The 26,417-nt window shown below is 69.3% G+C and carries 29 protein-coding genes; 15 read left to right on the forward strand and 14 right to left on the reverse strand.

Translation table 11 applies throughout. The annotated features are described in order from the left end of the window. Window positions 1-110 precede the first annotated feature (110 nt). From KB221_09785 to mutL, 3 genes are read left to right on the forward strand one after another with little or no spacing between them, the layout of a single operon-like run. Window positions 111-2,000 (forward strand): ABC-F family ATP-binding cassette domain-containing protein, encoded by a 1,890-nt coding sequence (locus KB221_09785; protein ID WIY68390.1) that lies wholly within the window; start codon window positions 111-113, stop codon window positions 1,998-2,000. Window position 2,001: 1 nt separating this feature from the next. Then, on the forward strand, window positions 2,002-2,241 hold the full coding sequence (locus KB221_09790) for a DUF2164 domain-containing protein (protein WIY68391.1): 240 nt from the start codon (window positions 2,002-2,004) through the stop codon (window positions 2,239-2,241). Window positions 2,242-2,297: 56 nt separating this feature from the next. Next, entirely contained in the window at window positions 2,298-4,175 is a 1,878-nt protein-coding gene (gene mutL / locus KB221_09795) for a DNA mismatch repair endonuclease MutL (protein ID WIY68392.1), read from the forward strand. Window position 4,176: 1 nt separating this feature from the next. Here mutL and KB221_09800 read toward each other — a convergent pair whose 3' ends face one another. Next, complete coding sequence (locus KB221_09800) at window positions 4,177-4,365, reverse strand: hypothetical protein (GenBank protein WIY68393.1); 189 nt, start codon at window positions 4,363-4,365, stop codon at window positions 4,177-4,179. A 342-nt stretch (window positions 4,366-4,707) separates the two neighbouring features. Here KB221_09800 and KB221_09805 point away from each other — a divergent pair, with 342 nt between their 5' ends. Next, a complete protein-coding gene (locus KB221_09805; GenBank protein WIY68394.1) occupies window positions 4,708-4,983 on the forward strand; it encodes a YjhX family toxin in 276 nt (91 codons plus the stop codon). Here the strand turns inward: KB221_09805 and rsmD are convergent. Together rsmD and KB221_09815 are read right to left on the reverse strand one after the other, a co-directional pair. Beyond that, window positions 4,966-5,541, reverse strand: coding sequence for a 16S rRNA (guanine(966)-N(2))-methyltransferase RsmD (gene rsmD / locus KB221_09810; GenBank protein WIY68395.1), 576 nt, complete (start codon window positions 5,539-5,541; stop codon window positions 4,966-4,968). The two genes, KB221_09805 and rsmD, sit on opposite strands and share 18 nt — an antisense overlap. A 3-nt stretch (window positions 5,542-5,544) precedes the next feature. After that, entirely contained in the window at window positions 5,545-7,050 is a 1,506-nt protein-coding gene (locus tag KB221_09815; GenBank protein WIY68396.1) for a pseudouridine synthase, read from the reverse strand. Here KB221_09815 and tadA point away from each other — a divergent pair. Continuing rightward, a complete protein-coding gene (gene tadA, locus KB221_09820) occupies window positions 7,039-7,524 on the forward strand; it encodes a tRNA adenosine(34) deaminase TadA (GenBank protein ID WIY68397.1) in 486 nt (161 codons plus the stop codon). The genes KB221_09815 and tadA overlap by 12 nt on opposite strands. 39 nt (window positions 7,525-7,563) lie before the next feature. Beyond that, on the forward strand, window positions 7,564-7,977 hold the full coding sequence (locus KB221_09825) for an MliC family protein (protein ID WIY68398.1): 414 nt from the start codon (window positions 7,564-7,566) through the stop codon (window positions 7,975-7,977). On the opposite strand, the gene KB221_09830 is transcribed toward KB221_09825, so the two are convergent. From KB221_09830 to KB221_09840, 3 genes are read right to left on the reverse strand one after another with little or no spacing between them, the layout of a single operon-like run. Continuing rightward, window positions 7,974-8,561 carry a GNAT family protein gene (locus KB221_09830; protein ID WIY70903.1) on the reverse strand — a complete coding sequence of 196 codons (588 nt, stop codon included), beginning with the start codon at window positions 8,559-8,561 and terminating at the stop codon, window positions 7,974-7,976. The genes KB221_09825 and KB221_09830 overlap by 4 nt on opposite strands. Window positions 8,562-8,563: 2 nt before the next feature. After that, a complete protein-coding gene (gene aroB, locus KB221_09835; protein ID WIY68399.1) occupies window positions 8,564-9,670 on the reverse strand; it encodes a 3-dehydroquinate synthase in 1,107 nt (368 codons plus the stop codon). Then, window positions 9,667-10,233, reverse strand: coding sequence for a shikimate kinase (locus tag KB221_09840; protein WIY68400.1), 567 nt, complete (start codon window positions 10,231-10,233; stop codon window positions 9,667-9,669). The genes aroB and KB221_09840 overlap by 4 nt, the downstream gene beginning before the upstream one ends. A gap of 110 nt (window positions 10,234-10,343) precedes the next feature. On the opposite strand from KB221_09840, the gene KB221_09845 reads away from it, so the two are divergent. The 4 genes from KB221_09845 to KB221_09860 all read left to right on the forward strand — a co-directional run bounded on the left by KB221_09845 (window position 10,344) and on the right by KB221_09860 (window position 13,423). Next, on the forward strand, window positions 10,344-11,243 hold the full coding sequence (locus KB221_09845; GenBank protein ID WIY68401.1) for a tyrosine recombinase: 900 nt from the start codon (window positions 10,344-10,346) through the stop codon (window positions 11,241-11,243). 84 nt (window positions 11,244-11,327) lie between these two features. After that, entirely contained in the window at window positions 11,328-12,278 is a 951-nt protein-coding gene (locus KB221_09850) for an acetyl-CoA carboxylase carboxyltransferase subunit alpha (GenBank protein ID WIY68402.1), read from the forward strand. 96 nt (window positions 12,279-12,374) lie between these two features. Continuing rightward, a complete protein-coding gene (locus KB221_09855; protein ID WIY68403.1) occupies window positions 12,375-12,953 on the forward strand; it encodes a response regulator in 579 nt (192 codons plus the stop codon). After that, window positions 12,950-13,423: a chemotaxis protein CheE gene (locus KB221_09860; GenBank protein WIY68404.1), complete on the forward strand. Its 474-nt coding sequence runs from the start codon at window positions 12,950-12,952 to the stop codon at window positions 13,421-13,423. The genes KB221_09855 and KB221_09860 overlap by 4 nt, the downstream gene beginning before the upstream one ends. On the opposite strand, the gene KB221_09865 is transcribed toward KB221_09860, so the two are convergent. Then, window positions 13,411-15,297, reverse strand: coding sequence for an ABC transporter ATP-binding protein/permease (locus KB221_09865; protein WIY70904.1), 1,887 nt, complete (start codon window positions 15,295-15,297; stop codon window positions 13,411-13,413). The genes KB221_09860 and KB221_09865 overlap by 13 nt on opposite strands. A gap of 133 nt (window positions 15,298-15,430) precedes the next feature. Between KB221_09865 and radA the strand changes: the two genes are divergently transcribed. From radA to KB221_09890, 5 genes are all read left to right on the forward strand, one after another. Continuing rightward, window positions 15,431-16,801, forward strand: coding sequence for a DNA repair protein RadA (radA, locus tag KB221_09870; GenBank protein WIY68405.1), 1,371 nt, complete (start codon window positions 15,431-15,433; stop codon window positions 16,799-16,801). A gap of 28 nt (window positions 16,802-16,829) precedes the next feature. After that, on the forward strand, window positions 16,830-17,426 hold the full coding sequence (locus tag KB221_09875; GenBank protein WIY68406.1) for a CvpA family protein: 597 nt from the start codon (window positions 16,830-16,832) through the stop codon (window positions 17,424-17,426). 27 nt (window positions 17,427-17,453) lie between these two features. Continuing rightward, window positions 17,454-18,968: an amidophosphoribosyltransferase gene (purF, locus tag KB221_09880; GenBank protein WIY68407.1), complete on the forward strand. Its 1,515-nt coding sequence runs from the start codon at window positions 17,454-17,456 to the stop codon at window positions 18,966-18,968. 63 nt (window positions 18,969-19,031) lie between these two features. Further along, complete coding sequence (locus tag KB221_09885; protein WIY68408.1) at window positions 19,032-19,376, forward strand: VOC family protein; 345 nt, start codon at window positions 19,032-19,034, stop codon at window positions 19,374-19,376. A gap of 37 nt (window positions 19,377-19,413) precedes the next feature. Then, complete coding sequence (locus KB221_09890; protein ID WIY68409.1) at window positions 19,414-20,166, forward strand: SDR family NAD(P)-dependent oxidoreductase; 753 nt, start codon at window positions 19,414-19,416, stop codon at window positions 20,164-20,166. Window positions 20,167-20,170: 4 nt separating this feature from the next. Here the strand turns inward: KB221_09890 and KB221_09895 are convergent, their stop codons facing one another. The 7 genes from KB221_09895 to KB221_09925 all read right to left on the reverse strand — a co-directional run bounded on the left by KB221_09895 (window position 20,171) and on the right by KB221_09925 (window position 26,397). Then, window positions 20,171-20,521 carry a hypothetical protein gene (locus tag KB221_09895; GenBank protein WIY68410.1) on the reverse strand — a complete coding sequence of 117 codons (351 nt, stop codon included), beginning with the start codon at window positions 20,519-20,521 and terminating at the stop codon, window positions 20,171-20,173. 60 nt (window positions 20,522-20,581) lie between these two features. After that, a complete protein-coding gene (gene der / locus KB221_09900) occupies window positions 20,582-22,204 on the reverse strand; it encodes a ribosome biogenesis GTPase Der (GenBank protein WIY68411.1) in 1,623 nt (540 codons plus the stop codon). Window positions 22,205-22,237: 33 nt separating this feature from the next. After that, the gene (locus KB221_09905) at window positions 22,238-23,656 is read right to left on the reverse strand and encodes a PQQ-binding-like beta-propeller repeat protein (GenBank protein ID WIY68412.1); all 1,419 of its coding nucleotides are present in this window, start codon (window positions 23,654-23,656) and stop codon (window positions 22,238-22,240) included. A 23-nt stretch (window positions 23,657-23,679) separates the two neighbouring features. Next, window positions 23,680-24,429 (reverse strand): tetratricopeptide repeat protein, encoded by a 750-nt coding sequence (locus tag KB221_09910; GenBank protein ID WIY68413.1) that lies wholly within the window; start codon window positions 24,427-24,429, stop codon window positions 23,680-23,682. A 92-nt stretch (window positions 24,430-24,521) separates the two neighbouring features. Then, window positions 24,522-25,358, reverse strand: a complete 837-nt coding sequence (panB, locus tag KB221_09915) for a 3-methyl-2-oxobutanoate hydroxymethyltransferase (protein WIY68414.1) — start codon at window positions 25,356-25,358, stop codon at window positions 24,522-24,524. 78 nt (window positions 25,359-25,436) lie between these two features. Continuing rightward, window positions 25,437-25,850, reverse strand: coding sequence for a hypothetical protein (locus KB221_09920; protein ID WIY68415.1), 414 nt, complete (start codon window positions 25,848-25,850; stop codon window positions 25,437-25,439). Further along, on the reverse strand, window positions 25,840-26,397 hold the full coding sequence (locus KB221_09925; GenBank protein ID WIY68416.1) for a sigma-70 family RNA polymerase sigma factor: 558 nt from the start codon (window positions 26,395-26,397) through the stop codon (window positions 25,840-25,842). Before KB221_09925 ends, KB221_09920 begins: the two co-directional genes overlap by 11 nt. Window positions 26,398-26,417: the final 20 nt, after the last annotated feature.

Here is a 26,417-nt window from a genome sequence, read left to right on the forward strand (position 1 = left end):
GGGCTTATAGCGGCGCCCTCCCCGGTTTCCAACCGCCACACAATTTTGCCTCTTTCGCGCGCCGCAAGGCGGTTCGATGCGTCAGCGGCCGCCCGAGATTACGACCGACCATGCTCCAGATCACCGACCTGACCTTCAACGCCTGGGGCCGCAAATTCCTCGAGGACGCCTCCGTCTCCCTGCCGCCCGGCGCCAAGGCCGGTCTGGTGGGCCGCAACGGCATTGGCAAATCGACCCTGTTCAAGCTGATCCTCGGCGAACTGGCCGCCGGCGGCGACGAGATCAGCCTGCCCAAGACGGCCCGCATCGGCTCGGTCGACCAGGAACACCCGGCCACCTCGGTCAGCGTTCTCGAGACCATTCTCGAGGCCGATGAGGAGCGCCACAGCCTGCTGGGCCGGCTCGAGACCGCCGAGCCGGAGGAGATGGGCGAGATCTGGACCCGCCTGATCGAGATCGACGCCGACGCCGCCCCCGCGCGCGCAGCCGAAATCCTCGTCGGCCTCGGCTTCGACCATGACAACCAGCAGCGGCCCATGTCGGAATTTTCCGGCGGCTGGCGGATGCGCGTGGCCCTGGCGGCGGCCCTGTTCGCCGAGCCGGACATGCTGCTGCTCGACGAACCGACCAACTACCTCGATCTGGAAGGCGCCCTGTGGCTCGAGGCGCGGCTGAAGAAATACCCGCACACCGCCCTGATCATCTCCCACGACCGCGAGATGCTGAACGAGGTCTGCACCCACATCCTGCACCTCGCGAACCGCAATCTGACCCTCTACACGGGCAACTACGACCAGTTCGAAAAGGCCCGCGCCGAAAAGGCCCGCCTGCAGCTGTCGGCCAAGGCCAAGCAGGACGCCGAGCGCGCCCACCTGCAGGCCTTCGTCGACCGCTTCAAGGCCAAGGCCTCCAAGGCCGCCCAGGCCCAGTCGCGCATGAAGCGGCTGGCCAAGATGCAGCCCGTGGCCACCACCATCGAGGAGCGCGTCGCCCCCTTCATCCTGCCGTCGCCGCCCCGTCCGCTGGCACCGCCGCTGATCCGGCTGGAGCGCGCCAATGTCGGCTATGAGACCGGCAGGCCGATCCTGCGGAACCTGAACCTGCGCATGGACCTCGACGACCGCATCGGCCTGCTGGGCGTCAACGGCGCCGGCAAGTCGACCTTCGCCAAGATGATCGCCGGGGCCCTGAGCGTCTCGGACGGCGAACTGCACCGCGACCGCAAGATGCGGGTGGGCTGGTTCCACCAGCACCAGATCGAGGCCATGGACCCGACGGACACGCCGCTGGAGATCATCCGCCGCGCCATGCCCGAGGCCTCCGAGAGCAGCCGCCGCTCGAAACTGGCCCAATGGGGCCTGGGCTATGAGAAGCAGGAAACCACGGTCGCCAGCCTCTCCGGCGGCGAGCGCGCCCGCCTGCTGCTCAACCAGGTGGCCATGGACGCGCCCCACGTCCTGATCCTCGACGAACCGACCAACCACCTCGATATCGACAGCCGCCGCGCCCTGCTCGACGCCCTCAACGAATATTCGGGGGCCGTCATCCTGATCACCCACGACCGCTCGCTGATGGAGATGGTCGCCGACCGCCTGTGGCTGGCCGCCGACGGGACGGTGAAGCCCTTCGAGGGCGACATGGACGACTACGCCAAATTCGTCCTCGACCGCGCCAAGGCGGCCGCGGTCAAGCCGAGCCAGATCAAGGACGAGGCGGTTGCCACCGCCGCGCCCGCATCGAACAACAAGGGCAAGAAGAACGAAAAGAAGTCAGGCCCTTCGCCCTCGACCCTGCGCCATGCGGTCAAGAAGGCCGAAGAACGTATGGCCCAGCTGACCGCCGAGATCGCCCGCATCGACGACGACATGGCCAATGCCTCAGTCAGCAACCCCAAGGCCCTGGAAGGCCTGACGCGTGCCCGCGCCAAGACCCAGTCCGACCTCGACGCAGCAGAAACGGCCTGGGTGGCGGCGGAGGAAGCCCTGGCGGAGGTCAGCTGAGATGAAGCCGATCCAGTTCAGCCGCGAGGAGACCGCTGACATCACCGCGAAGCTGCGGGGGTATTTCCGCGACGAGCTGGAAATGGACCTCGCCGCCCTGCCTGCGGAGCTGCTGCTCGATTTTCTGGGCCGGGAGATCGGCCCGTTCTTCTACAACCGCGCCGTCTATGACGCCCAGGCGGTGGTGGCGAAGAAGGCCGAAGACATCAACGAAGCCCTCGCGGGTCTGGAGCGCAGCTAGGCCTGCATCACAGTTCGCTACTTCCGGATGCCGGAAAGCGGCATACTTGCGAATCCATGCCCATCCGCCGCCTCCCCCCTGAAACCGTCAACCGCATCGCCGCCGGCGAGGTGGTCGAACGCCCGGCCAGCGCCATCAAGGAGCTGGTCGAGAACGCGCTCGACGCCGGGGCGACCCGGATCGAGGTCCAGGCTGACGGCGGCGGGCTGACGCGCATCCTGATCGCCGACGACGGGCACGGCATGGCGGCTGACCAGCTGGCCCTCGCCGTCGAACGCCACGCCACCTCCAAACTGGAGGCCGACGACGCCGGCGACGTCGACCTGCTGCGCATCTCGACCCTCGGCTTCCGCGGCGAGGCCCTGCCCTCGATCGGCTCGGTGGCGCGGCTGACCATCACCAGCCGACCCAAAAACGAGACAGGGGGCGAGGGCGGCGACGCCCACCAGATCACCGTCGAGGGCGGCGACCAGCGCCCGGTGGCCCCCGCCGGCTTCCCCGGTCCCCACGGAGCCCGGGTCGAGGTCCGCGACCTGTTCTACGCCACCCCCGCCCGGCTGAAATTCATGAAGTCCGAGCGGTCCGAGGCCATGGCCATCTCGGAAGAGATCAAACGCCAGGCCATGGCCCACGAGGGCGTTGCCTTCACCCTCGACCTCGACGGCAAGACCACCCTGCGGCTGCCCGCTGAGCATCCGGGCGACGCCGGACGTCTGAAGCGGCTGGCTGCCCTGCTGGGCCGCGATTTCGAGGCCAACGCCCTGCTGATCGACCAGGCCCGGGACAATGTCCGCCTGACCGGCTACGCGGGCCTGCCGACCTACAGCCGCGGCAACGCCGGCCACCAGTATCTGTTCGTCAACGGCCGTCCGGTGAAGGACCGGCTGCTGCAAGGGGCGCTGCGCGGGGCTTATGCCGACTTCCTCGCCCGCGACCGTCATCCGGCGGCGGTGCTCTTCCTCGAGATCGACCCGCTCTACGTCGATGTGAACGTCCATCCGGCCAAGGCCGAGGTGCGGTTCCGCGACCCGGCTCTGGTGCGCGGCCTGATCGTCGGTGCCCTGCGCCACGCCCTCGCCGCGGCCGGGCACAGGGCCTCGACGACCGTGGCGGCGGACGCGCTGGCGGGGTTCACACCGCATACAGGAGTTGCTTCCGGCCCTGCCTGGAGCCCCTCGTCGCCCTCCGCCCAGGGCTGGAGCGGCTGGCAGGGCTGGGCGGCGCCGGCAAGCGCCCACGCCCAGGTCATCCCGGGTCTGAGCGAACGCTCCGCGCGTGTCGAACCCGGCTACGCACCCGGCCCGAATGCCGGCTGGCCCGCCGACGCCGCCCCGGCTGCCGCCGATCTGATCGACTATCCCCTCGGTGCCGCCCGGGCCCAGCTGCACGGCACCTATATCGTCGCCCAGACCCGCGACGGCCTCGTCGTCGTCGACCAGCACGCCGCCCATGAACGCCTCGTCTATGAGCGGATGAAGGTGCAGATGGCGCGCGGTTCGGTGACCCGTCAGGCCCTGCTGACCCCCGAAGTGGTCGAACTGGACCCGGCCGAGGCGGAGCGGGTTTCGGCCCGCGCCGAAGAACTGGCGGAGCTGGGGCTGATCGTCGAAGCCTTCGGCGTCGGCGCCGTGCTGGTCCGCGAGACCCCGGCCCTGCTCGGCGACACGGACGTCCAGGGCCTGATCCGCGACATCGCCGACGACCTCGCCGAACACGGCGCGGCCCTGGCCCTGTCAGAGCGGCTGGGCGAGGTGTGCGGCACCATGGCCTGTCACGGCAGCGTCCGGGCCGGCCGCGTCCTCTCGGCTCCCGAGATGAACGCCCTGCTCCGCGAAATGGAGGCCACGCCCCACTCGGGCCAGTGCAACCACGGCCGCCCGACCTATGTCGAGCTGAAGCTCAACGATCTGGAAAAGCTCTTCGGGCGGCGGTGACCTAGCCGGCGGCGGGCAGGCACATCTCGATCACCTGACCGACGATCCGGGACTGGCGTAGCGGTCCCAGGACGGGATCCTGCTCCGGCGGAACCACCAGCAAGAGAAAGAGCACCGCGGACTGGGCAAGGACGACCAGGGCGAGGACGCCGATCAGCGTGGGTGACAAACCGGGCCGGCGCGCCTTCATGGAATTCCCCCCATCGCTGATACCGACGGTATGTCGCCCCGTGGGGCGCTTGCAAGTCCGCCCGGCCTGACCTGATCTGACCCTTGCGATCAGGGGACCCGCGCTTCGACCGCCCCTCCGGCGGCGGCAAGTCAGGCGCCTAGCCCACCCCTGCCGCTTGGCCCCGGACGCCGTTTCACGCTATAGGGCGACGTCCAAACCCCGGGGTCATCCCGACAGGAAGCCTATGTCCGAGATTGCGCGAAAGGCCTGAGGCCTCTCACTGCGCTGAGAAGAGCCTCTGATCCACCCGTCGGCGTGACTGCGCCGGCGAGCGTCATCACGCCTTTCGGATATCTCACAATGAACATCTCCCGAGCGGAGCAGCGCACGCTGCACGCCCTGGCACAGGGCGGCGCGATCGTCCTCGAACGCGACGTCGACGGCCGCATCCTGCGCGCCGACTGTTTCACCCGCGACGGCTTCCTGCTGACCGACTGCAATCTGTCGGTCTGGAAGAAGTTGAAGACCAAGGGGCTGATCGCCTCGATCGGCGGAGGGCCCTACCGGGTCAACCGCGACGGCCTGGCGCGCATGCGCAGCCAGCTCGACAATCGTGTCTCAGCCCGCCGCTGGTAGAACCCTGAGGAAAAGGACGCGCGCGGCGCCATAGTCGCGCGCGTCCAGCCGCTCATAGCCGGGCGTGTCGATTTCCGGCTCGTCCGAGCCGCGCTCGAACACCACGATGGCGCCGGGCTTCAGCCAGTTGCCTTCCAGCAGCCGCAGCAGCGTCTGTTCGCCAAGTCCCTTGCGATAGGGCGGATCGAGGAAGGCCATGTCGAAGGCCTCGCCGTCCGAACCGGGACGCGGCCCCAGGTCCGTGGCGCTGCGCCGGTGCACCCGCGTCCGGCCCATGACGTGATAGGCGTCGGCATTCTCGCGGATGGCCCCACGGGCCTCCTCATCCGTCTCGACGAACAGGGCGAAGGCGGCACCCCGGCTGATCGCCTCGAACCCGAGGGCGCCCGAGCCGGCGTACAGGTCCATGATCCGCATGCCGTCCAGCGGCTCGGCCCAGGCGGCATGCTCCAGCACATTGAACACGGCCTGACGCGCGCGGTCGGATGTCGGGCGTGTGCCCTGCCCCTCCGGCGCGACGATGGTCCGGCCCTTCAGGCTTCCGGCGACGATCCGCACGGATCAGCCCTTGGAGCGGGGACCGCGCGGCGAACCGCGCCCGCCGGCCGGGCCGGCGCCGGGACGCGGGCTGCCCGGCTTCGAGAAGCCTCCCGGACGATCGCCGGTCTTGCCCGCGAACGGCGGCTTGCCGCCGGGCTTCCGGTCGAACGGGCGCTTGTCGCCCGGCCGGTCATCGGAGCGCGCCGCGGGCCGGGCGCCGGTGCGGGCGTCGCCGCGCGGACGGTCGATGAACTGGTCCTCGCGCGGCTTGAACACGCGCTTGGGCCGCTCACCCGTCGCCTCAGCGCCTTCCGGCCGGGCGCGCGGGGTGAAATTCTTCTTCGGATGCTCGAATTTCGGCGCGGCCTTGGCCCAGCCCGCCTTCTTCTGCGGACGGGCGGCGCGGTCGGCGGCGGCGTCAGCGGCGGCTCCGGCAGCACGGACCCGGCTGGGCTTGCGCGACGGATCGGAAATGGCCGAGCCAGAAGTGCCCTTCCTGATCGGGGCCGAGGTCCGGCGACCGGGGATGGGCGCGGGCGTCGAAACGCTGTTCCCGGTCGGCAGGTTCTCGGGCCGGATATGGTCCGCCAGCATTTCGCGGATCACCCGCGGGCCGACTTCCTCGACCGAACCGACCGGCAGGGTGCCCAGCTGGAATGGACCATAGGCGAGGCGGATCAGCCGGTTCACGGTCAGGCCGAGATGCTCCAGCACCTTGCGGACCTCGCGGTTCTTGCCCTCGGTGATCGAGACGCTGATCCACAGGTTGGCGGGGGCATTGCCCTCGCTGTCCTTGGCCTTGTCCAGCGTCGCCTCGATCGGGCCGTAGTGGATGCCGTCGACCGTGACGCCGTCCTTGAGCGAATCGAGCTGCAGCTGGCTGACCCGGCCACGGGCGCGGGCACGGTACTGGCGCACCAGTTCGGTCGAGGGCAGCTCCAGCGCCCGGCTCAGCTCGCCGTCATTGGTCAGCAGCAGCAGCCCCTCGGTGTTGAGGTCGAGCCGGCCCACTGACAAGACCCGCGGCAGGCCGCTGGGAAGGGCGTCGAAGACGGTCGGCCGTCCGGCCGGATCGGTGTGCGAGGTCAGCAGGCCGGCGGGCTTGTGGTAGCGCCAGACCCGGGTCGCCTCGGCCGAGCCGATCGGCTTGCCGTCGACGGTGATGACGTCGTCGCGCGTCACCAGAACGGCGGGCGTGTCGAGGATCTTGCCGTTCACGGCGACCTTGCCGAGGCCGATCAGCCGTTCGACCTCGCGGCGCGAGGCGATGCCGGCCCGGGCCATGACCTTGGCAATGCGCTCGCTGCGTTTCGGACCTTCGTCGGCCTTGGGACCGGGCTTGCCGTCCTTGGAGAACGGCTTTCCTCCGGGCTTCCCGCCCGGTTTGCCGAAGGGCTTGCCGCCCCTGGGCGGGCCGCGATCATCGCTGCTCTCGACGCGCTTGACGTAGGGTTTGCGGGGACCGTCGCGGCTGTCGTCTTGACGCGGGCGCGGCTTCTTGTCGTTGTCTCGGGGATGGCTGGCCATGATGAGCGGTTCATGCACATGGCCTTGGCGTGTGCGCAAGCGGCGGCGGACTCGGGAGAGACTCCCGTGGGCTGTGTGATCGTCGACGAATCGACCGGCGAGGTCGTCTCGGAGGGCATGAACGGCCCCATCGGCGCCCATGACCCCACCGCCCACGCCGAGATCGTCGCCCTGCGCGCCGCCGCCGCGAAACTCGGAAACTACCGTCTCACCGGCCTGACCCTCTATGTGACGCTCGAGCCCTGCGCCATGTGCGCCGGGGCCATCAGCCACGCCCGTATCGGCCGGGTGGTCTGGGGCGCGGACGATCCCAAGGGCGGCGCGGTCGCCCACGGTCCCCGATTTTTCGACCAGCCGACCTGCCACTGGAAGCCCGCCTTCGAAGGCGGGGTCCTGGCCGCAGAGGGCGGAGACATCCTGCGCGCCTTCTTCCGCGCCCGGCGCAAGGGAACAGCGGCACCCGACGCACGTTAGTCCGCCGGGCCTTACGGCACCGCTTGTTCGAGAGTCCGCATGAAGCGCCTGACCGCCACCGTCATTGTCGTCCTGACCGGTCTCGCGACCGCCGCCTGCGGCCAGGAGCCGGCACAGGCGCCGACGGACGGTGATTCGGTGCGCCAACGGGCCCAGGAAGCCCAGACCGCACGGCGCCGCACCGGGGCGGAAGCCCAGGACCGCGCCCTGAACCGCGTCATCCGCACCGTCTATCTGTGCAACAACAGCGAACGCCTGTCGGTGGATTTCGACAACCCGCGCCAGATGGCGACCGTCCGCAACTCCAGCGGCGAGGCCGTGGACCTGTACCAGGAACGCGCCGCCGACGGCATCTGGTACAAGGCCTCGGGCTATGAGCTGCGCGGCAAGGGCGTGATGGCCACCTGGACTTCGGACGGCCGCCCGCCGACCGACTGCCGGGCCGTCGACTAGCCGAACGCCGCCAGTCGCGCCTCCAGCCGCGCACGGACCTCGGGCCAGTCGTCGTCGAGGACCGCGAACTGGGCGGTATCCCGGATCCGGCCCTTGAAGGTGATCTTGTGCTTGCGCAGCACGCCCTCGTCGCGGGCCCCGAGCTTGCGGATCGCGGCCTGGCTACCGGGGTTGATCGCGTCGGTGAGAATCTCGACCCGCACCGCACCGCCTTCGAACGCATGGCCCAGCAGCAGCCGCTTGCACGACGGATTGACCGCTCCGCCACGCGCCTCGGGCCGGTAGAAGGTCGAGCCGATCTCGCAGCGACGATACTCCGGCTTGATCTCATAGAGGCTGGTCGTCCCGACGATGGCACCGTCACTCAACCGACGAACCGCCCAGGCGATGCGGGTCCCCTGCTCCATCGCCTTGAGCGCCGAGCGCCACCAGCCCTCGAAATGCGGACCGTAGCCGGCGGCGACCATGACGTCCCAGGACGCCGCGTCGCAATCGAGGGCGCCGCGCATCTCGTCTTCCAGCGCGGCCGTCAGAGGCTCAAGCCGGACAAAGCGGTTCTCGAGTGGGACGGTGTCCAGACGCATCTTCACGTCGCGCCTTCCGTCACCAGGAAGTCCGCGAGGACCCCGGGGTCGACGGCCTTGTCGACGAAGGCGTCGCCGATCGACCGGGCGAGGATCAGGGTCAGACGCCCACCCTCCGCCTTCTTGTCGCCCGCCATACGCTTGACCAGCGCCTCGGCGGAGAAGGCTCCGACATCCGCCAGCCGGGCCGGCAGACCGGCGGCGGCGGTGACCTGTTCCACCCGGTCGGCCACGCTTCCCTCGCAGAGGCCGGTGGCCGCGGAAAAGCGGAAGGCCATGGCGCATCCCAGCGCCACCGCCTCGCCGTGGGTGATCCTGGTCTCGTCGAAGCCCAGCTCGGCCTCGATAGCGTGGCCGAAGGTGTGGCCGAGGTTCAGCAGGGCGCGCCGCCCGGCCTCCTTCTCGTCCTCGCCGACGATGGCGCTCTTGATCTCGACCGATCGTTCGACCGCACGAGTCAGGGCGGCCTGGTCGCCGGTCGCGCCCACGGCCCCCTCGCCTGCCAGCCAGTCGAAGAAGCCCGCGTCGCAGATCAGGCCGTGCTTCAGCACCTCGGCCCAGCCGGACCGCAGCTGGCGGGACGGCAGGGTCGCCAGCAGGTCGATGTCGGCAATCACCAGCCGGGGCTGGTGGAAGGCCCCGACCAGATTCTTGCCGCGGGGCGTATCGATCGCCGTCTTGCCGCCGACCGAGGAATCGACCTGGGCCAGCAAGGTCGTGGGCACCTGCACGAAATCGATCCCACGCATGAACAGGGCCGCGGCCAGACCCGCCAGGTCACCGACCACGCCGCCGCCGAGTGCCACGATCAGGTCGCGCCGGTCGAGACCGAAGGCCAGCAGCCGATCGATCACCCGCTCCAGCTCGGCGAAGGATTTCGAGGCCTCACCCGGCGGCACGGTCAGCAGCCGGGCGCGGACCCCCGCGGCCTCCAGCGCCGCCAGGACCGCCGGTCCGTGCAGGGCGGCGACGGTCTCGTCCGTAACGACCACCGTCCGATGTTTGGCGAGGCCGGCGATCCGTCGGCCCAGATCGGGCAGCAGACCGCGGCCGATAACGACGTCATAAGGCTGAAAGCCGTCGCCCGAGACCGGAATGACTGTGTTCATACCGCCGCCTCGGTCCAGTAGGCTTCCAGCGCCCGCACAATGCCCTCAACGGCCTCGCCATGGGCCCCGCTGGCCACGTCCACCACGACGTCGGCACAGGCGTAGAAGGGATAGCGAACCTCCGCCATGGCCTTCAGCGCCTCGAGTGGATCGCGGCCCCGCAGCAAGGGCCGGGTGTCGCGACGCTGCACCCGGCTTGCCACCGTTTCGAGATCGGCCCGCATCCAGACGGTTACGGCGCGCGCCTTCAGCTCGGCCCGGGTTTCGGGATTGAGCACCGCGCCGCCGCCCGTCGCCAGGACCATCCGCGGGGCGTGCAGCAGCCGCTTCAGGACCCGCGCCTCGCCGGCCCGGAATTCCGACTCGCCGAGCTGGGCAAAGATTTCGGACACGGTCATGGCCGCCGCCGACTCGATTTCGATGTCGCCGTCCGCGAAGGGCAGACCCAGTCGTTTGGCCAGCCGGCGCCCCACCGTCGATTTGCCCACGCCCATCAGCCCGACCAGGGCTATGGTGCGCTCATGAACGGGAATCGGTGCGTCATCGATCGCCACGGGGCTCATGACCGGCCTCGCGGGAGGCGGCTGGACGGCGACAGAGCGGGCGGCGGCAGGCACGGCATGACCCCACCACCCTCTACACCAAGCGCCGACTTCGCAAAGCGCCGACGCGCATGAGTACGCCCCAGGTCGAGGCCTTTCTGGAAATGATGGCGGTGGAGCGCGACGCCTCGCCCCATACGCTTTCCGCCTATGGCCGTGATCTGGCCGACGCCGAGGCAGGAATCGCGGGCGGCCTGATGACGGGCGACGAGGCCGGCGTCGAGGCCTGGTACGCCGATCTGGGCCGTCGCGGCCTGTCGCCGGCCACCCAGGCGCGGCGGCGATCGGCGGTGCGACAATTCTATCGTTTCGCGCTCGGCGAGGGCTGGCGCGCCGACGACCCCTCCCGGCGGCTGGACGCCCCGAAGCAAGGCCGCAGCCTTCCCCGGACGCTCAGCGGCGACGAGGTGGAGCGGCTGCTGGCCGCCGCCGCGACCCACGACGGAGCCGCCGGCCTGCGGATGGTGGCGCTGGTAGAGCTCGCCTACGCCTCGGGCCTGCGGGTATCCGAACTGCTGGGGCTGAAGGTCGAGGCCGTGCGGCGCGACCCCGCCTTCCTGATCGTCCGCGGCAAGGGCGGCAAGGAACGACTGGCCCCGCTGAACGCCTCGGCCCGCGAGGCGGTGAAGGTCTGGCTGATCGCCCGGGACGCCGCCCGCCCGGAAAAGGCCCCCGACAGCCCGTGGCTGTTCCCCTCCGCCTCGGCCAGGGGTCACCTGACCCCACGCCGCTTCGCCCAGTTGCTGGATCAGGCCGCTCTCGACGCCGGCATCGACCCGGCCCGGGTCAGCCCCCACGTCCTGCGCCACGCTTTCGCCACCCATCTGCTGGAAGGCGGTGCCGATCTTCGGGTGGTCCAGACCCTGCTGGGCCACGCCGACATCGCCACCACCCAGATCTACACCCACGTCGCCACCGACCGTCTGGCGCAGGTCGTGCGTGACAAGCACCCGCTGGCGAGGGATGAATGAACCCGCGCTTGCTCCCCGGCGTTGACCTGACTAGGTTCCGCCGCCTTCCGATGCGCCACGCGGCGCGCCTGTTCCGGACGCCTTATGGCCGTGCACTACCTCGAGTTTGAAAAGCCGATCGCCGATCTGGAGGCGAAGATCGAGGAGCTGAACCTGCTCTCCGCGACCTCCGGCTCGTTCGACGCCGAGGTCGAGCAACTGCGCAAGAAGGCCGAGCAGCTCAGGAAGAAGACCTACGCCAGCCTCGACCCGTGGATGAAGACCCAGGTCGCGCGCCACCCGCAGCGGCCGCATTTCGTCGACTATGTCGAGGCCCTGTTCACCGATTTCGTCGAGCTGAAGGGCGACCGGCAGTTCGGCGACGACCAGGCCATCATCGGCGGCCTCGCGCGGTTCCGCGGTGCCCCCGTGGTGCTCATGGGCCATGAGAAGGGCCACGACACCCAGACCCGCGTCGTACACAATTTCGGCATGGCCCGGCCCGAGGGCTACCGCAAGGCCGTCCGCCTGATGGATCTCGCGGAACGCTACGGCCTGCCGGTCCTGACCTTCGTCGATACCGCCGGCGCCTATCCCGGCCTCGGCGCTGAAGAGCGCGGCCAGGCCGAGGCCATCGCCCGCTCGACCGAACGCTGCCTGACCCTGGGCGTCCCCTCCATCGCCACCATCACCGGCGAGGGCGGCTCCGGCGGCGCTATCGCCATCGCGGCGGCGGGCCGGGTGCTGATGCTGGAGCATTCGATCTATTCGGTGATCTCGCCCGAGGGTGCCGCTGGCATCCTCTGGCGCGACGGCGCGCGTGCCCGCGACGCCGCCATGGCCATGAAGATCACCGCCCCCGACCTGGTCGAGCTCAAGATCGTCGACCGGATCATTCCGGAGCCCATCGGGGGTGCCCATGCCGATCGTGAAGCCGCCATCGCAACAGTGGGCAATGTGCTCGCCGAGGAACTGGCGGCCCTGTCCGGCCTGAGCCCGGATCAACTGCGCAAGGCCCGGGCGGACCGCTTCTACGCCATCGGCCGCGCCGGCTGAGCGAGCCGGACGTCGCGTTAATCACTCATCTACCGGAAGCTGCGACCGTCGCGTAATGTACGCTTTCCGGTCTCCCTCCATGCGTTGGCGTCTGCAATGAGCGCCATCGGCGAGGCGCTACGCAAGAGCGCGGTGATCAACCTCAGTGGTGCGGTCACCATGGTGGTGGACGATTCGCCCTTCGCTATCGAATTGACCAGCCAGGCCCTGATGGGGTTCGGCATCCGCCCCAAACACACCTGCTTGGGCGCCGCGGAGGCCATGGATATCCTCAAGGAGCAGACCATCGATCTGCTTGTGGTCGACTGCGAAATGCCGGGCATCAACGGCTTTGAACTGGTTCGCTGGTTGCGCCGTTCAGGCCTGGACCCGAACGCCTTCGTCCCCGTGATCATGACCGCGGCCCACATCCGCCGCCCGCGCGTGTCCGACGCCCGGGATTGCGGGGCCAGCTTCATCATCACCAAACCGTTCAGCGCGGCCACCCTGCTGGAGCGGATCGTCTGGGTGGCCCGGGACGGTCGCCCCTTCCTCGAGGTCGGCGACTATTTCGGACCGGACCGCCGCTTCCGCAACACCCCCACGCCGCCTGTCGAGCGGCGCGCGGACATGATCCGGAAGAAGGAATTCGAGGACAGCCAGGCCGGCTCTTCGGCCGCGGGAGAAGCCCCTTGACCGTCATTACCCATCCGCGTCGCAAGAACAGGCTCGCCGGCATGATCGACTCGCCCGGCGGGATCAGCGTCGGTGTGGCGCTCGAACAGGCCCGCGCCAATATCGAGGTGTTGCGCGGCCAGGCCATGACCGTGGTCGACGCCGGCATTGCAGCCCTTGAGGCCCTGCCGGCCCCGTCCAGTCTTGCCGAAACGCCGGGGAGACTCGACCAGGCCTATCGCGCCTCAACCAGCCTGCTCGATGCGGCCGGCCCCTTCGAACTGTTCGACCTGTGCCGCGCCGCCGCCGGCCTCTGCGACCTGATCGGCGCGATCGACCCGGAGCAGCCCTTTGACTGGCGCATCGTCACCGTGCACGCCCGGTCGCTGAGGCTGTTGCAGTCCCTGCCGCCGGAAGCCGTGCAGGAGCGCGCGCGCATCCTCGAAAGTCTCAACGAGGTTATCGAGCGCAAGCTCAATCAGCCCGGCTGAGGCTCCGTGCGGGCGCCGCGCGTCTGTTTGCGCCACAGGGCCGCATACTCGCCACCCAGACGCGCCACCAGCTCATGGTGAGCGCCGCGCTCGACGATCCGCCCGGCCTTGAGCACCAGGATCTGGTCGGCGTCGGCAATCGTCGACAGGCGGTGGGCCACCACCAGGGTCGTGCGGCCGGCCCGCGCCTTGCGCAGCGTCTTCTGGATCGCCGCCTCGGTGCGGCTGTCGAGTGCGCTGGTGGCTTCGTCGAGGATCAGGATGCAGGGATCGGCCAGCAGGGCGCGGGCGATGCCGACGCGCTGGCGTTCACCGCCTGACAGCTTCAGGCCCCGCTCGCCGACACGGGTCTCCATGCCTTCGGGCAGTTCGCGGATGAAGCTCGCCAGTTCCGCCGCCTCGGCCGCCGCCCAGATGTCCGCCTCACCGGCGTCGGGCCGGGCGAAGCCGATGTTGGCGCGGATGCTGTCGTTGAACAGGGCCACGTCCTGCGGCACCAGGGCGACCGCGGCGCGCAGCGAGGCCTGGGTCACCTGCCGCGCGTCCAGCCCGTCGATCAGCACCCGCCCCTCCTGCGGGTCCAGCAAGCGCAGGGCCAGCTTCACGATGGTCGACTTGCCGGAGCCTGAGGGGCCCACCAGGGCGGTGGTGGTCCCGGGCGGGGCGATAAAGCTGACGTCCTCAAGGCCGTTGGCGCGGGAGTCATGGCGGAAGCCGACGTGCTCAAAGGCCAGGGCCGCGCCGCGCGCATCCGCGGGCCGCGGCAGCGGGACAGCATCCGGCGCATCGGCGACCTGCGGCGTCTGGCGGGTCACCTTCAGCATCTCCTCCATGTCGATGAAGGACTGCCGGATTTCCCTGTAGGCGAAGCCGAGGATGTTCAGCGGGGCATAGAGGGAGATCATGATCAGCACCGCCGCCATGACGTCGCCCGGCCCCATCCGGCCCGCTGCGGCCTCGAACCCGGCCATCACCGCCATGACGGCGAGGCCGATGTTCATGATCACCGCCTGGATGATATTCAGCATGGCCAGCGAGCTGTTGGCCTTCAGGGCGGCCCGCGTGTAGTCGCCCAGCGCCCGGTCATAGGCGCCGGCGGCCCGCGCCTCGGCACCGAAGGATTTGACGGTTTCGTAGTTCAGCAGGGCGTCGACCGAGACGCCCGCGGCCTCGGTGTCGGCGGCGTTCATCTCGCGCCGGTGTTCCAGCCGCCAATTGGCCAAGGCGAAGGTCGAGGCGGCGTAGACCGCCACGACAGCGACCGCCACAGCCCCGAACCGCCAGTCATAGCGCCCGCCCAGCACACCGGCCGCCAGCACCAGCTCGACCCCGGTCGGGACCAGGTTGAAGGCGAGGATGCGCAACAGGAAGTCCACGGCCCGCGAGCCACGATCCATGGTCCGCGACAGGGAGCCGGACCGCTTGGTCTGGTGAAAGTCCAGTGACAGGCTCAGCGCATGGCCGAAGGTCTCGGTCGCCGCGCGCCGCTGGGCCGCCGATCGCACCGGGGCAAAGACGACGTCGGAGGCATTGGGCGCTATGGCCGACAACAGGCGAACGAAGGCCCAGCCCACGGCGAAACCGGCGAAGCCCATGCCGACGGCCACCGCCGCCCCCTGCCCCGCCGCCAGATGGTTGACCGCCGCACCGAGGACCAGAGGTGCCAGCACCCCCAGCCCCTTGCCACCGAGCGTCATGCCGATGGCCCCGATCAGGCGCAGGCGGAGCTGGGGTGCATTGGACCGGCCGACGAGCCGGATCAGGTCGCCGAGCGCCCGCCAGGCCGGAGGGCCATCCGCAACCGGTGCCGGTGCTCCCGCCTGTGCTGCCTTGGCGACTGAGTCCCCCCGCCGTCCTGCCCGTTCGCCTCGCATCGCCATGCGCGGAGATATGGACCGCGCCGCCGGTTGCGCAAAGGGCGCGCCGGAGATTGGTCTACGTCAGTTTCGGACGCAGGCCCGCGAACGCCCCCTGCCCCGCGGCGCGCGACTCCTGTAAGCCGGTCCCATGGCTCGTGACGGCGCAATCTATGTCTGCCAGGCCTGCGGGGCCGTCCATGGCAAATGGTCGGGCCAGTGCGGGGCCTGCAACCAGTGGAACTCCATCGTCGAGGAGAGCCGCTCGGCTCCGCCGGGTGCGATGAAGCCCGCCACCGGTGCTGCGGCGCGCGGCCGGGGCGTGCAGTTCGAGACCCTTCAGTCCGACACGCCCGAGCCGCCGCGCATCATCACCGGCGTGGCCGAGTTCGACCGGGTCTGCGGCGGCGGCGTCGTGCCCGGCTCCGCCATTCTGCTCAGCGGCGACCCCGGCGTCGGCAAGTCGACCCTGCTGCTGGACGTCGCCGGCCGCGCAGCCCTGTCCGGGCGGCGCGTGGCCTACATCTCCGGCGAGGAGGCGGTCGAACAGATCCGCGCCCGCGCCAAACGGATGGGGCTGGAGAAGGCCCCCGTCGAACTGGCCTCTGCCACCGCCCTGCGCGAAATCCTCGCCACGCTGAAGCGCGAGAACTTCGACATCGTCATCGTCGATTCCATCCAGACCCTGTGGTCCGACGCCCATGAGGCCGGCCCCGGCTCCGTCACCCAGGTTCGCGCCTGCGCCGGGGAAATGGTCCGCCTGGCCAAGTCGCAGGGCGTGGCCGTGGTCCTCGTCGGCCACGTCACCAAGGACGGCCAGGTCGCCGGGCCGCGCGTGGTCGAACACATGGTCGACGCCGTACTCAGCTTCGAGGGCGAGCGCGGCTATCCGTTCCGTATCCTGCGCGCCGGCAAGAACCGTTTCGGCGCCACCGACGAGATCGGCGTGTTCGAAATGGGCGACGCCGGCCTGCGCGAGGTCGCCAATCCCTCCGCCCTCTTCCTCGGCGAGAGCAAGGACCGGGCACCGGGCGCGGCGGTCTTCGCCGGGATCGAGGGCTCGCGGCCGGTGCTGGTCGAGATGCAGGCCCTGGTGTCGAAATCAGCCTATGGCACGCCCCGCCGGGCCGTCGTGGGCTGGGATACGGGCCGGCTGGCCATGGTGCTGGCGGTTCTGGAAGCGCGCTGCGGCTTCGGTTTCGGGGATCAGGACGTCTATCTGAACGTCGCCGGCGGCCTGCGCATCAACGAGCCGGCCGCGGATCTCGCGGCGGCCGCCGCCCTGATCAGTTCCGCGACCGACACCCCCCTGCCCCAGGGCTGTGTGGTGTTCGGGGAAATCAGCCTGTCGGGCGAGATCCGCGCCGTCGGACGGGCCGAGGCGCGGCTGCGGGAGGCGCAGAAACTGGGCTTCGACCGGGCCCTGACCCCACCCCTGACGGTCAAGCACAAGGGCGTCGGGGTCACATCGGTGACGCGGCTTGCGGAAGCGGTCGAACGAATCTCGCAAAACCGCTATTGAGACCGGACTGATCTCAGTTCGGGCGCGCATGACCGGTTTCGACGTTATCGCCATTCTGGTCATCCTCGCCTCGGCCGTGGCCGGCTGGGTGCGCGGAGGCACGCGCGAGATCATCACCCTCCTGAGCTTCGTGCTGGCTGCCTTCATCGCCCTCGTGGCCCTGCCCCTGACGGCCCCGCTCGGGCGGGCGCTGGTCAATCCGGACTGGGCGGGCACCATTGCGGCGGCTGTCGCCTCCTTCCTGCTGATCTATTTCGGCATCCGCATCTTCGGCTCGGTGCTGTCGAAACAGGCCCAGGCCCATCCGCAGCTGGGCGGGATCGACCGCTTCCTCGGCGTCTTCGTCGGCGCGGCGCGGTCGCTGGTCCTTCTGGGGGCCATCCATCTGGTCGTCGTCGCCGCCATGCCGGGCGAGCGCACGCCGCGCTGGCTCAGTGAGGCGACCCTCAGGCCGGTCACCGCCGGTGCCGCGCGGCTCATCCAGATCGTGCTGCCGGGCATCGGCCGGGGCGCTGACGCCCTGGCACCGGTCGTGACTTCGTCCGTGAACGAGGGCTTTTCCGGCGAAGAAGCCTTGCCCTCGCCCCAAACAAACAATACTCCGCCCGCGTCCGCCGCCGACTAGCGTTCCCCGCATCATCGGAGCCCCACGATGAGCAGTCCCGTGCATTCCATCGCTGACCCGGTTGTCCACCGGGCGCATCATCGCGACCCCGACGACGATCGGCCGCGGCTGGAGTGCGGCGTCTGCGGCGTGTGGGGGGCCGACAAGAACGCGGCCTCCGCCATCGTCGCGCTCGGCCTGCACGCCCTGCAGCATCGCGGCCAGGAAGCCTGCGGCATCGCCAGCGTCCACGACACCCGCTTCCACACCGAACGCCACATGGGCCTCGTCGGCGAGGCGTTCGGCGGATCGGACCTGCCGGAGCGCCTGCCCGGCTCGGCGGCGGTCGGCCACACCCGCTATTCCACCGCCGGCGGCAGCTTCCTGCGCAACATCCAGCCGATGTTCGCCGATCTGGACCAGGGCGGAATCGCCGTCGCCCACAACGGCAACCTGACCAACCACCTCTATCTGCGGAACCAGCTGGTCGGCGAAGGCGCGATCTTCCAGTCGACCTCGGATTCGGAAGTCATCCTTCACCTGATCGCCCGCAGCCGTAAGGCCAAGATCGTCGATCGCTTCATCGACGCCATCGGCCGCATCGAGGGCGGCTACGCCCTGGTTTGCGCCACCCGGTCGAAGCTGATCGGCGCCCGCGATCCTCTGGGCATCCGCCCCCTGGTCCTGGGCAAGCTCGGCGAGGCCTGGGTGCTGGCGTCCGAGACCTGCGCGCTGGACACTATCGGCGCGACCTTTGAACGCGATGTGGAGCACGGCGAGGTCGTGGTCATCGACCACGAGGGTCTGAAGTCGCTCAAGCCCTTCCCGACCCGCGGGGCCCGGCCCTGCCTGTTCGAATACGTCTATTTCGCCCGCCCCGACAGCGTGGTGAACGGCCGCTCCGTCTATGGGGTGCGCAAGCGTATGGGCATGAAGCTGGCCCGCGAACATGCCATCGAAGCCGATGTGATCGTGCCTGTGCCCGACTCCGGCGTGCCCGCGGCCCTCGGCTATGCCCAGGAGAGCGGCATTCCCTATGAGATGGGGATCATCCGCAGCCACTATCTGGGCCGCACCTTCATCCAGCCGAACCAGGGGGCCCGCCAGAAGGGCGTGCGCATGAAGCACAGCCCCAACCGCTCGGTGCTGGAAGGCAAGCGCGTGGTCCTGATCGACGACTCCATCGTGCGCGGCACGACCTCGGTCAAACTGGTCCGCGCCGTCCGCGCCGCGGGCGCGACCGAGGTGCACCTGCGCTCGGCCTCGCCGCCGATCCTGTGGCCGGACTTCTACGGCATCGACATGCCCGAGCGGGACCAGTTGATCGCCGCCAACAAGACCCTGGAAGAGATGCGGGCCCACCTTGAGGTCGACTCCCTCGGCTTCCTGTCGGTCGAAGGCCTCTATGACGCCATGGAGGCCGGGCCGCGCGATCCGCACAATCCGCAGTTCACCGACCACTATTTCACCGGCGAATACCCCACCCGCCTGCTCGACCGCGAGATCGAGGAAGGTGGCCGCGAGGTCGCCGCACGGCAACTTTCGCTGTTGGTGAGCGCTTAAGAGCGAAATCGGACCGGACGCGCAAAGCGTCCGGGCCCGGATCTTCGCGCGGCAGGAGGCCTTATGGTCCAGCTCGGCTATTTCACCGTCGACACGCCCGACATCGACAAGGCGCGCGCCTTCTTCAGCGCCCTGTTCGGCTGGACCTTCGACGAAGACGCCTCCGGCCCGACCTACGCCCACGTCACCGACAGCGATCCGCCCTTCGGCTTCACCAAGTCAGAGCGGCCCAGCCAGTTGCCGCATCTGTATTTCCGGGTCGAGGACGTCGACGCCCTGTGCAAGCGCGTGACCGAACTGGGCGGCCGGACCGCCGTTCCGTCCGACAGCGCCACCGGCCGTTCGGTCGTGGTCAGCGACGACCAGGGCGGCAGTTTCAGCCTGTGGCAACCGGCACCGGGGTTCTGACTTCCTCCGGACCGACGGGCGCGCTATCAGGCCCGCCATGACCGACCTCCCCCTCAAGGACCGTATCGCCCTCGTCGTCGGGGCCTCGCGCGGCATCGGCTACGAGAGCGCCCTCGCCCTGGCGAAAGCCGGCGCGCATGTGATCGCCACCGCACGCACCGTCGGCGGTCTGGAAGAGCTGGACGACGCCATCTATGCCGCCACCGGCAAGCACGCGACGCTGATCCCCTTCGACCTCGTGGACGGCGGTGCCATCGACCGTCTGGGCGGGGCCATATTCGAGCGGTTCGGGCGGCTGGACATCTGGGTGCAGGCGGCGGCGACCATGGGGGCCTCGGGCCTCACGCCGGTCAGCCATGCCGATCCGCGCATCTGGGCCAAGGTCGAGAAGACCAATTTCACCGCCGTCTACCGCCTGATCCGCTCGCTCGAGCCGCTGCTGAAGGCCTCCGACGCCGGTCGGGTTGTCCATCTGACCACCAGCGTCGCCGCCGCGCCCAGGGCCTTCTGGGGCATGTATGCCGCGACCAAGGCGGGGGCCGAAGCGCTGCTCAAATGCTGGGCCGACGAGATAGAGTCCATGCCGATCCGGGTCTCGATCGTCGATCCGGGCCGGATGCGCACGGCGATGCGGGCCCAGGCCTTCCCGGGTGAGGACCCGCAGGACGTCGTCCATCCCTCGGCCATCGGCCCTCTGATCGTCGAACTGTCGCGCGGCGATCTGGAGCCACCGCTGCAGGTCAGCTTCAAGGACTGGAGCCACGGGCCTGGCGTGGCGGCCCTGATCTGAGGGCTCAGCCCTCGATCAGTACCGACGGCATGACCACGCGCTGTTCGCATTGCGCATAGGCGGCGGCCTCCTCGACATAGACCGCCAGCTTCCGGGTATAGGCGTTCAATTCCGCCACGTGCGCGGTGAACGCCTGGCCGTACTGCTCCATCTCGGCATTGTAGGCGTTGATGATCCGCCGGCTGCAGTTGTGCCGGCTGCGCGCTTCATCCACACAACCTGGCGTCGCAGGACGGGTCGGCTTCACCGGCCGTTCGACAGCGGGCACCACCGGCGCGACGCAGGCCCCGTCCTGCACAACCCCTCCCGCGGCCAGAAGCACTGTTGCCGCGACCAGCCCTGTCGAAAACGCCACGATTCTTCCTCCACCTTTACGGGAGGATGGGCGAGCCGGGACAGGCCCGTCAATGGGACGTTACTTCTTCGGCGCGTGCTTCTGGCCCGTCCGGACGCGCCCCGAGCGCGACACCTGCCGGGCCCCGCCACGGGCGCCCTTCTGGACGGCCACCGAGGAACCCGCCTTCTTGTTGGCGCTGGCCTTCAGCCCCGCCAGCGGCTTCAGCTTGGTCTTGCCGGCCTTCTTCTGTTCCAGCGCCTTGCCGGGCAGGTTGGACAGCATCTCGGCGCGCTCGGCCTTCTTGATGACCTTGCGCGGCGCGGTCTTGGCGTCGCCCTTGTAGCGTTCGGGGCCCGATTTGGAGCCGCCCGGCGCATAGGGGTTCTCGCTGCCGGACTTGACCAGCAGACGGATCGGCGTGCCCGGCAGGTCGAAGGACTCGCGCAGATTGTTGACCAGATAGCGCTTGTACTGCTCCGGCATGGACTCGGCGCGGCTGGCCATCAGCACGAAGGTCGGCGGACGGGCCTTGGTCTGGGCCATGTATTTGGGCTTGATCCGCTTGCCGTCGACGGCGGGGGGCGGATGCCTCTGGGTGGCCATGGACAGCCAGGTGTTCAGGTCCTTGGTCTTGACCTTGACCGACCAGGTCGCGTGGGCCTGAAGCACGGCCGGCATCAGACGCTCGACGCCGCGGCCGCTGTGCGACGACAGGGCCACGAAGGGCGAGCCCTTCAGCTGGGGCAGTTTGTCCTCGGCCATCTGGGTCAGTTTGGCGAGCTTGGCCTGCGGGCTCTCCTCGAGGTCCCATTTGGCGGCGACATAGACCAGCGCCCGGCCCTCACGCTCGACCAGATCGGCCAGCTGCAGGTCCTGGGTGTCGAAGGCGTCGTCCTTGTCCATGACCAGAACGACCACTTCGGCGAAGGTGATGGCGCGGATGGTGTCGGCGACCGACAGCTTCTCCAGCTTCTCCTGCACCCGGGCCTTGCGGCGCATGCCGGCGGTGTCGACCAGCCGGATATTCTGGCCTTCGTATTCCCAGTCGACCGAGATGGAGTCGCGGGTGATGCCGGCCTCGGGGCCGGTCAGCATGCGGTCCTCGCCGATCAGGCGGTTGATCAGGGTCGACTTGCCGGCGTTGGGACGGCCGATGATGGCGATACGGATCGGCTTGTCGGGCTCATCGACCTCTTCGACGAAGATGTCGGCGCTGGCGGCGACCACGGCCGCATAGAGGTCGGCCATGCCCTCGCCGTGCTCGGCGGAGATGGCAACCGGCTCGCCAAAGCCCAGGGAATAGGCCTCGCCAATGCCGCCGCCGCTCTCGCGGCTCTCGGACTTGTTGGCCAGCAGGATGACGGGCTTGTGCTGCCGGCGCAGCCGTTCGGCGAAGATCTGGTCCAGTGAGGTCACGCCCTCACGGGCGTCCATCATGAACAGGATCAGGTCGCCATCTTCCAGCGCCGCCTCGGTCTGCTCGCGCATCCGGGATTCGAGGCTATCGTCGGTGACATCCTCATAGCCGGCGGTGTCGATCAGGGTCAGGTCCATGTCGCCGATGTTGCCATCTGCGTACCGGCGGTCGCGGGTCACGCCCGGCCGGTCATCGACCAGCGCAAGGCGCTTGCCGACGAGGCGATTGAATAGTGTCGACTTGCCCACGTTCGGGCGGCCAACGATGGCGACTTTGAGAGCCATGTCGGCCTTCTAACGCAGTTCGGGGGCTAAAGGTCAGCGAATGCTGACGAGATCGCCCTTGTCGGTGAGAACATAGAGGGCGCCGTTGTAGGCGGCCGGGGCGATATAGACGGGTCCGCCCAGGCGGATCGAGGCGGTCTGGGCACCGGTCTTGGGATCGAAGGCGACCAGTTCGCCGTCCGAATTGGTCAGCACCAGCCGGTTGGAGGCCATCAGCGGGCCCGACCAGACCGGACGCACCGTGCGATCGAAGAAGCCGAACATGCCGCCCTCCTGACGCACGCGGCCTTCGTTCAGGTCGCGGGTCCAGTAGATCTGGCCGCTCTCGCGGTTGATGACGGTCAGCTCGCCTTCCTTGGACACAACATAGATCACGTCGCCGACCGGCAGGGGCGCATTGACGCCCGCGATCGGCAGCGGTGCCCATTTCGGCTGGCCCGAGCGGATGTCCATGGCGGACAGCACGCCCGAGTGGCTCACGGCGTAGACGACGCCGCGGCTGATCACCGGGCGGCCGGCGATGTCGCGGATTTCCGAGAGCGCGCTGGTGCGGCTGGTGCGCGACAGGACCTGCTGCCACAGCGACTGGCCGGTCGAGGCGCGCAGGGCGACGACTTCGCCGGACGAGAAGGGTGCGATCACCGTATCGCCGGTCACGGCCGGGCTGGAGGCGCGCAGAAGGCGGGCCGGCTCCGGAATGCCGCGATAGGACCAGTCCTGGGCACCGGTCGTGGTGTCGAAGGCCTGGATCTGGTTTTCGACGTCGACGACGAAGACCCGGCCGCCCGAGACGGTGGGCGCACCGTGGATCGGCACATCGACCGGGGTGGTCCAGATGACCGCGCCGGACGCCTGGTCGATGGCGGTGACGGTGCGGTAGCCCGAGGCCACGAAGACCTTGCCGCCGCCGACGGCGACGCCGCCGCCGAAGCCGCCGCCATCCGAACGGCCGCCCATGCCGAGGAAACCGGTCCGGCGGGAATCTTCGGCCGGCTTGATATTGACCCGCCAGGCCTGGGCACCCGTTCCGGCGTCGAGGGCCGAGACGGTGGATTCGCCGTCCAGGACGAAGACGCGGCCGTTGTCAGCCACGACCGGGGCCATGACCTGACGCGTGCGCGACGAGCCGGCGCCGACGCCGCGACGCCAGGCGACCGTGAACTCGGCCCCCGCGATCACGTGTTCGACCGCGTTCTCGGCGTTGCCGCCCGGCTGGGTCCAGGCGATCGCCGCCTGGGGGCCCGGGATGAAGAAGTCACGGCCGGACAGGGCGGCCGAAGGCACCAGCGCCTGTTCGAACTCGAGCACCGAAATCCGCTGGCCCTCAGTGGCCGTGGCCTGCGGCTCGTTGTTCTGGCCGAGGCCGAACGGCAGCATCCCCTGCACCGTGCTGCACGAGGCGAGGGTGACGGCGAGCCCGCTCAGCAGGGCGACTTTAAGCACGCGATTCATGGGGTACGTCCTGAAAGCGGTGATCACGGGCGAGCCGGAGCAGCGGCGGGCGCCGCGGGGGCGGCCGGCGCGGGCGGGGCGACAGGGATGGCGGCCTGGGCGCGAACGATGTCGGCAAGACCGGCGGCGGCACCCGCATCGATCGCCGCGATGGCGAGGTCGGCGCGCTGGGTGACGATCTCGGGCGTGTCCAGACCGTTCTTGAGCAGGACCAGTGCCTCACGGGCCGGCGCGACCTGACCATGCTGCAGGCGGGCCATGGCGAGGGCTTCCACGGCGAAGGCGCTGAACGGACGGCCTTCCTTGGCCAGCGGCTCCAGACGGGCCTGGACCTGTTCCAGGGTCTCGCTGTCCATGGCCAGCCAGGCGGCCTTGAGCGCGGCGGGATCGGACATGAGAGGATCGCTGGAGGCCTTGGCGGCCTCGTCAAGCAGGGCAATGGCGTCGGGAACGCGGTTGGCGGCGAGGGCGATGGCCGCGCGCTGGCTCAGGGCCAGGACCTTGTAGGCCCCGTTGCCTTCCTTGGCCGCCTGGACGAAGGCCGCGTCGGCCCCGATCGGATTGTTGGCCTCAAGCGATTCCATGCCGCGGTCATAGGCGACGGAGGCCTTGTCGGCCTTCGAGGTCTGCCAGCTGTCCCAGCCCCAGAAAGCGAGGGCCGCGACCAGTGCGACAAGAAGCACGCCGCCCGCGACGGGCAGCCAGGTGCGGGCCAGCCGCTTGTAGCGGTCGGAGCGAAGCTCCTCCTCGACCTGCTCGAAGACATCAACCACGGATACGTCGCCCCCAGAAAACGGCTGCAAGGCCGCTGAATTTCAGTCCGGCCGGACCCTAGAGGGTCCCCTGCCCCGCCGCAACGCACGGCTTAGGGCGTGGCGGGCTTTTTCGAGAAGTAGGTCTCGACTTCGGCAGGAAAACGGCGGGCTTTGACATCAGCGGCATAGGCGGCGACCGCCTTGTCGATGTCGCCACGCATATCGGCGTAGCGGCGCACGAATTTCGGGGTCCAGTCGAACAGGCCCAGCATGTCGGGCGTCACGAGGATCTGGCCGTCACAGGCGGACGAGGCGCCGATGCCGATGGTGGGCTTGTCGATGGCCAGAGTGATGTCGCGCGCCAGCCCCTCGGCCACGCCCTCGATGACAACGGCAAAGGCGCCGGCGTCGGCGGTGGCCTCGGCCTCGCTCATCACCCGCAGCCGTTCCTCATCCGTCTTGCCCTTGGCCTTGAAGGCTCCGTCGGTCAGGACGGCCTGGGGCCGCAGGCCGACATGGCCCATGACCGGAATACCGCGCTGGACCAGATAGGCGATGGTTTCCGCCACCGTGGGCCCGCTTTCGACCTTCACCCCCTGGGCACCGGTCTCCTTCATCACGCGGGCGCAGTTCTGGTAGGCCTGCTCCTTGCCGCCCTCATAGCTTCCGAAGGGCATGTCGATGACCACCATGGCCCGACGCGAGCCGCGCATGACGGCCTGGCCGTGCAGGATCATCATCTCGAGGGTGACGCCGACGGTATTGGGCATCCCGTGGACCACCATGCCGACGCTGTCGCCGACCAGCAGCAGGTCGCAGTGATCGTCCAGCAGGGCGGCCGTCGGGGCGTCATAGGCGGTCAGGCAGACGATCGGCTCGCCGCCCTTGCGGGCCCGGATGTCCGGTGCCGCGATGCGTTTGACGGCTTCCTGCTTCTGGCTGGACATGGGGAGGTCCTCCTGTTCGGACCTCTTGATAGTCCCGCGGGGCCGCCCCGTCATCCCTTGGGAAGACGGGGCGTCGGATCAGATGTCCTGCGACAGCTTCATCACCCCGGCGGCGGCCACGGCGATCAGGGCCCCGGCGACGATCCAGAACAGGTGCATTCCGCCCATGGAGCCCAGCTCCAGATTGGCCAGACCCAGTTGGTCGAGGCCGGTCTGCACCGCGCCCTGGGTGTTGAGAGAGGCGGTGCGGATGCCCTGACCGAGCGCATTGCCGGCCACGACGCCGTCTCCGGACCCGAGGTTGACGGTCATGGTTTCACGAATAGCCACGACGCCGCCGACAAGGCCGGCGAGACCCAGCGTGAGGAAACGGACGTTGGAACCCTTCTGCAGCCGCTGCTCGATCTGGGCCGTGAACAGGGCGGCGTCGGGCATCTGGGGCGCGCGCGCGAACAGGCGCTCGATGTCAGGATCGAACTCGTCAGCCGACATGCTGCGCGCTCCCCAGGGGCTGTCCGGCCGGCTGGAGCCGCGCACGGAGTTTATCCAGACCACGTTTGACATGAGACTTCACCGTGCCGAGTGGCAAATTGAGGGCCGCGGCGATCTCTGGATGCGCCATGCCGGCCCCGTGACAAAGGGAGACACACAGTCGTTCGGCCTCGCTGAGGCCCTTCAGGGCCTCGTCGAGATCCACCAGACCCGCATGATCGGTCGCGGGCGCGGCGTCTTCATTCTCGACCTCGGCGACGTAGCGGGCTTCCTTGGCCACCCGCTTGATGTACAGCCGGGCCGCGATCCGCTTGACCCAGGCGGCGAAAGTGCCCTCGCCGCGGAACTCAGCGCACCGCTCGAACGCCTGGATGAAGGCGTCCTGGGCGATGTCGTCGGCAAGCGAGGGCTGGGCCCCCATTCGCCGCAGCAGGCCGCGCACCGCCGAACCGTGGCGACGCACCAGTTCTCCGAACTCCCGCCGTCCGCCCGCCGCCGCAAGGGCGGCGAGCTCGACGTCGTGCCGGTCGACCAGGGATTGGGTCATGATGGTTCCCCCTGCCCGCC

Source organism: Aquidulcibacter paucihalophilus (genome assembly GCA_030285985.1).
Taxonomy (GTDB): Bacteria; Pseudomonadota; Alphaproteobacteria; order Caulobacterales; family Caulobacteraceae; genus Brevundimonas.